1 protein-coding gene is annotated in these 600 nt (G+C 46.7%); it reads left to right on the top strand.

The genetic code is table 11. The features are described 5' to 3' along the window. Nucleotides 1-600 (top strand): hypothetical protein (locus tag WFZ86_RS20130; RefSeq protein WP_342693614.1); only part of this gene is annotated, 600 nt, incomplete at both ends.

Here is a 600-nt window from a genome sequence, read left to right as displayed (position 1 = left end):
TAGCAGCGGATGCTAAAGCAAAAGCAGATGCTGAAGCATCACAAAAAGCAGCAGCTGAAGCGAAAGCTAAAGCCGATGCAGAAGCAGAACGTTTACGTCAAGAGAAATTAGCAGCGGATGCTAAAGCAAAAGCAGATGCTGAAGCATCACAAAAAGCAGCAGCTGAAGCGAAAGCTAAAGCCGATGCAGAAGCAGAACGTTTACGTCAAGAGAAATTAGCAGCGGATGCTAAAGCTAAAGCAGATGCTGAAGCAGAACGTTTACGTCAAGAGAAATTAGCGGCAGATGCTAAGGCTAAAGCAGATGCCGAAGCACAACAAAAAGCAGCAGCTGAAGCGAAAGCTAAAGCCGATGCAGAAGCAGAACGTTTACGTCAAGAGAAATTAGCGGCAGATGCTAAGGCTAAAGCAGATGCCGAAGCACAACAAAAAGCAGCAGCAGAAGCGAAAGCTAAAGCCGACGCAGAAGCAGAACGTGTTCGTCAAGAGAAATTAGCAGCAGATGCTAAGGCAAAAGCAGATGCACAAGCAGCACAAAAAGCAGCAGCTGAAGCGAAAGCTAAAGCCGATGCAGAAGCAGAGCGTGTTCGTCAAGAGAAAT

The sequence above is a fragment of the Flavobacterium polysaccharolyticum genome, from assembly GCF_038739875.1.
In the GTDB taxonomy this organism is placed as follows: domain Bacteria; phylum Bacteroidota; class Bacteroidia; order Flavobacteriales; family Flavobacteriaceae; genus Flavobacterium; species Flavobacterium polysaccharolyticum.
This window is presented reverse-complemented; position numbering and strand designations above follow the sequence as displayed.